Below are 5,350 nucleotides of genomic sequence, written 5' to 3'. Positions count from 1 at the left end.
AAAGAAATAAAAATGAATGATAATTTAGGAACTCCATTTGGTACTTTAATTAGTTCTAAAGAAATAACAGAAAATAATATAGATAATATTAAATATACTCTCAAAATAAAGCCTAAAATTTTTAATTATTCAATTATATTTTTTATATTAGTAGCTTTATTATTAATTTCAAATATTGAAAAGATATATTTAAAATATTTTATAGGTATGAATAAAAGATATCTTTATATTATTATTTTATTTTTGTGTTTTTTAATATTGCCTAGAATAGTATATATTAGTTTTTATGAGTCTTTTGATCATAAGAATTATGAGAATAGGAATTTTTCCAAATATCCAGATATTAACTCTAGCTTTATTGACTATCCTCAAGAGTATGAAGCATATTTTAATGATTATTTACCCTTTAAAAATGAAATGATACAAATTAAAAATTTAATAGATATTTATATATTTAGAAACTTAGTATCAGATAGAGTTTTATTGGGAAAAGAAGGATGGTTTTTTTATAAAAGTAAAAATATAGAATTTGAAAATATAGATATATTAAAATTTTATATGGGAATGGAATTATATGATGATTCTGAGCTTAAAATGATAAAAGAAAATCTTTTAGATGTTCAAAGTTGTTTATCAAATAATGGATCAGATTTTTATGTTTTTATTGCACCTGAACAAAAAGAGATATATTACGACTATATGCCTAATTATATATTAAAAGGCAAATTTACTAGAACAGATTTATTGGTGAAATATTTAAGTAACAATGGAATAAAAATTGTTTACCCTAAAAATGATCTTCTTAAATATAAGAATAAGTATCAATTATATAATAAATATGATTTACATTGGAATAATATAGGTGCCTTTATTGCCAATAATGTATTATTAAAAAAAATAGGTAAAGGAAATTTACTTTTAATTGATAGAGTTCAAATAAATACCAATTATTTTTATGACAAATCTTCATTATCTATGTTAGCTTTAGATAAATATATAAAAGATGATAAAGGATATTCTATATCTGGTTTTACTTCCAAATATTTGGATGTTAATATAATACTAAATGGTGGTCTTTTATATGGATATAATTCAAATTCTGATGATAGTAGAAAAATTTTGGTTATTGGAGATTCATTTGGACATCTTCTATCTTTGTATTCTAGTAGATATTTTAATGAATCATATTATGCATATTTTAATATTATAAGCAACCAATTAATAGTAGATATGAAACCTGATATAGTAATTTTTGAATTATTGGAGTATAGGGATATAAGAAATTATTATTCTAATTTTTTTAGATAAAAATTAGAATATTAATTTATAAGTTTTAACATATAATAAATATTTGATTGATACAATTAATAATAGCAGTATTTTAATTTATATAAGATTTTTAATATGAAAAAATAGTTGTATTATTAATTATAATTTCTAGTGTTAATTTATATCCTAAAATAGGTATGAAAGAATCTACTATAATAGAGAAAAAAGATTATGGTTATAGTATATATAGTATATGCTGAGTACTATTATAGACTTTATACATTGCCTTATTAATTACGATGAATATGATTTTCTCAGAAATTTGTGTTACATTAAAAAAGTTGTAATAATAGCTTATTAAATATTACTATACATAGAAGAAATTAATAAGGATTTAGAAACTAATTCTATTGCCTCAAATAATTAAATTGACAAATATTTTTTATTTTAGTATTATATTGTTATGATATTTTATTATGGGGTTACTAATATTGAAAATAAAAGATATAGGTTTTGATGGATATTTTGAAAAGTTGGTATTAAATAGTTTGAAAATTAATTCTTTGGAAGAAATTAATAATGAGGAACTTGTACCTGCAAGGGTAATAAGAATTAATAAAAGATATTATACATTGTTTTCTGATGAAGGTGAGTTTTTAGCTAGAATTAAAGGGAAGATTAGGTATAATTCTGAAATACAGAGTGAGCTTCCAGTTGTAGGTGATTGGGTGCTTATGAAAAAGTCAGATAATAATGCATTTATTGATACTATTCTTACTAGAAAAAATATTTTATATAGAAAGGCAAATATTAAAAAAAATGATATTCAGGCTATAGTTAGTAATATTGATTATGCGTTTATTATAGTAGGTATCGATAATGAAATGCCAATGTCTGCTGTAGCAAGATATTTGTCGGTAGTTCATACTTCTAATATAAAGCCTATAATAGCTATAAGTAAAATTGATTTGTATGAAGAGGAAGAATATAAAGAATTATTAGCACTTATAAAAGAAACTTATCCTAATGAAACAGCTTTTGCTTATAGTTCAAAAACTGGTAAAAATGCAGATACATTTTTGAAATACATTAAAAAAGATACATCATCAGTATTCATAGGAGCTTCTGGGGCAGGAAAATCTACTATTATTAATTATCTATTAAAAGATGAGAAGATGAAAACTCAGGAAGTAAGAGAGTACGATTTTAAAGGAATGCACACGACAACTCATAGAGAGCTTTTAGTATTAGACAGTGGCGGAGTAGTAATAGATACACCGGGATTAAGGAATTTAGGTTTATGGGAAGATGATAAAGGTATAAAGAAAACTTTTGAAGACTTGGAAGAATATGCTAAAAAATGCAAGTTTAAAGACTGTACTCATCAGCATGAGCCAGACTGCTATATATTAGAACTTCTTGAAAATGATGAAATACCTTACGAGAGATATGATGCTTATATAACACTTCTTAATGAAAACAGAGAATTACAAAAATCTTCTATAGAAATAAAAAAAGATAGAAAAATGGCATTAAAAAAAATTACTAGGCATAAAAATATTAATTCTAAAAATAAGAAATAAAGATTAAGTTATATTATATTTAGTGATAAAGTTTAAGATTAAGAATTTATTATAGTTGGTATGCCATTTATATTTTCAATCTAATTTGTCTTTTCTGTATTATTTTAATACCAGCACTAGAATTTTTTAAATTTATTTTCATTTTCCCACCCTTTATATTTTCTGCTTTAATATATTATTTCTGTATTATTTTTCTTCTTAGTTTAAAATAGTTAAAGCACTACCCCCCAAAGCGTTTTTTTAATTTATAGTCAACTCACCGCATGCAGAATAAAGTTAAAAATATATAATTATTTGCAATTCAAATTTATTTTATATTAAAAATTTGCTTCAGCGTGCGTTAATGAAAATTCCAAATTTAATAAAAGCTAAGGAGGGTGTGCTTTGTAATTAGGCAGTAAAATTGATTAGAATACGATTTTTAATAGAAGCAAAAAAATTTATAAGAGCGGGGTATGTTATAAGATTTTAAAACTTATTTTAGTTTTCCCACCCTTTATATTTTCTGCCTTAATCTGTAATTTATGTGTTATTTTTATTTTTGGTTAAAAATAGTCATAGCATTTCCCACCCAAGTATTTTTTAAATTTATTGCTAACTCCACGCATGCAGAATAAAGTTAAAAATATATAATTATTTGCAATTCAAATCTATTTATATTAAAAATTTGCTTCAGCGTGCGTTAATGAAAATTCCAAATTTAATAAAAGCAAGGAGGGTGTGCTTTGTAATTAGGCAGTAAAATTGATTAGAATACGATTTTTAATAGAAGCAAAAAATTTATAAGAGCGGGGTATGTTATAAGATTTTAAAACTTATTTTAATTTTCCCACCCTTTATATTTTCTGCCTTAATCTGTAATTTATGTGTTATTTTTATTTTTGGTTAAAAATAGTCATAGCACTGCCCCACAAGCATTTTTTAATTTATTATCAACTCACCACACGCTTAATTGATCTGTGATTATGAATGAATTGATTATTAGAATTTTATTTATGTATAGAGCTAAGTTTACCGTGCGTAGAATAATTATAAAAAAACCCCTTCACCTGAGAAACAAGCAAAGGGGGCACAGTATTATATTATTCAATCAAACCCATTAGTATATTATGAAGGCTTGAGTAAATATATTGGCATATCTGTAAGTATTATAAGCTATAAATTAGTTTTTATGTTATAATGTGTCAGGGTAACGGGTATATAGAGGAGGAGTAACACCTACCCCTATATACTCTACAAACGTAAAAACTATATTGAATACAAATTATAGCCAATTAGTACTTGCTACAGTTTTAATATTAAGTGTTACAGTATTATTTCCTGATTTTACTTCCACAACTAAATCTTCTTCGCTACCACTTGGAACATTATCATCTTTTGCAGTAACAGATAAACCTGTAAGATTTTGCTGTAAGTAAGTTAGTAAGCTTTGAGCTGATACAGATGCTGCAGTAGTAACTGCTACACCCTGAATGTCAAACGTTGTTGTTTCACCAGCAACACTCGCAAAATCAAATGAGATAGCGTTATTACTAGCATCAGCATTTACTCCATTAGCATCTAGTTTCACTGTAGATAATGCTTTTATCTTCTCATTTATTTGAGAAACTGTTAAAGTAGTAGTTGCAGTACTTCCTCCGTCATTAGTTGGATCTGTAGTTTTTTTGTTACAGCTTACGCCTAGCAATGATAAAGCCATTACCATTACGAAAATAGATAAAATCTTTTTGTTCATAAGTTGAACTCCTTTTAATAAATTTTTTTTATTATAAACATTATTTCTAATGCTTATTTCTGAGTGAATGGAATAAGAGTGTTCCAATATTATGTTAAGTTTATTTATTGAAAAATTATTTAATGTTTTAGAATATATTTTACTTAATAAATTAATTAATTTCTGCAACACAAAAAGAGATTGCAGAGTTATTATAGTTAGTATTATGTTAGGCTTATTTTTGTGATTAGAATATTTTTTATTGTTTAAAGAATAGTTAGAGTGCTGAGTGCTGAGTGCTGAGTGCTGAGTGCTGAGTGCTGAGTTTCAGCTATATGAATAGTGTTTATTAATAAGTTTTTCATGCCTTTATGATAGGCTTTTTTATATTTTATGTCAATATTTTCTTTACATTTTTTATTATTTTTTTAATTTTTTTACTTCAATATTCAAAACATATATATAAGATAAATTTATTTTGACAATTTATGTTCTTCTGTTATAATTCAAGTATGAAAGAGATTAACAGACTTAATGATTTATTTATGCGGTATCTAATCGGCAAAGAAGGCGATGAGGATATATTGGAAAATATTGTTAATGCTGTTTTAAATAATGCTGGTTTTGAATCAGTAAGCAATCTTGAAATTATTAATCCTTATAATCTGCCTGAAAATGAAAATTTAAAAGAGTCAATCCTTGATGTTAAAGCAAAAACAAAAGACGGCAAAAAAATAATTATTGAAATACAGCTTGTAGGAAATAATAATTTTGTAAAAAGAAT

4 protein-coding genes are annotated in these 5,350 nt (G+C 24.6%); 3 read left to right on the top strand and 1 reads right to left on the bottom strand.

Translation table 11 applies throughout. The annotated features are described in order from the left end of the window. Both Q0J69_RS14095 and rsgA read left to right on the top strand, forming a co-directional pair. Positions 1-1,308: hypothetical protein (locus Q0J69_RS14095; RefSeq protein ID WP_297208559.1), on the top strand; the 1,308-nt coding region annotated here is incomplete at its 5' end. A 452-nt stretch (positions 1,309-1,760) separates the two neighbouring features. Next, a complete protein-coding gene (gene rsgA / locus Q0J69_RS14090) occupies positions 1,761-2,852 on the top strand; it encodes a ribosome small subunit-dependent GTPase A (RefSeq protein ID WP_297208558.1) in 1,092 nt (363 codons plus the stop codon). A gap of 1,264 nt (positions 2,853-4,116) precedes the next feature. On the opposite strand, the gene Q0J69_RS14085 is transcribed toward rsgA, so the two are convergent. Next, a complete protein-coding gene (locus Q0J69_RS14085) occupies positions 4,117-4,587 on the bottom strand; it encodes a hypothetical protein (protein ID WP_297208557.1) in 471 nt (156 codons plus the stop codon). A 491-nt stretch (positions 4,588-5,078) separates the two neighbouring features. Between Q0J69_RS14085 and Q0J69_RS14080 the strand changes: the two genes are divergently transcribed. Further along, positions 5,079-5,350: PD-(D/E)XK nuclease family transposase (locus Q0J69_RS14080; protein WP_297208282.1), on the top strand; the 272-nt coding region annotated here is incomplete at its 3' end.

It is taken from the genome of uncultured Brachyspira sp., from assembly GCF_944388875.1.
Lineage (GTDB): Bacteria > Spirochaetota > Brachyspiria > Brachyspirales > Brachyspiraceae > Brachyspira.
Note: the sequence above shows the minus strand (reverse complement) of the source record. Positions and strands in the feature narration are given on the sequence as shown.

What these genes read in the sequence shown, in the direction of transcription:
- Q0J69_RS14085 (WP_297208557.1), bottom strand. Translation starts at nt 4,587, where the DNA reads ATGAACAAAAAGATTTTATCTATTTTCGTAATGGTAATGGCTTTATCA.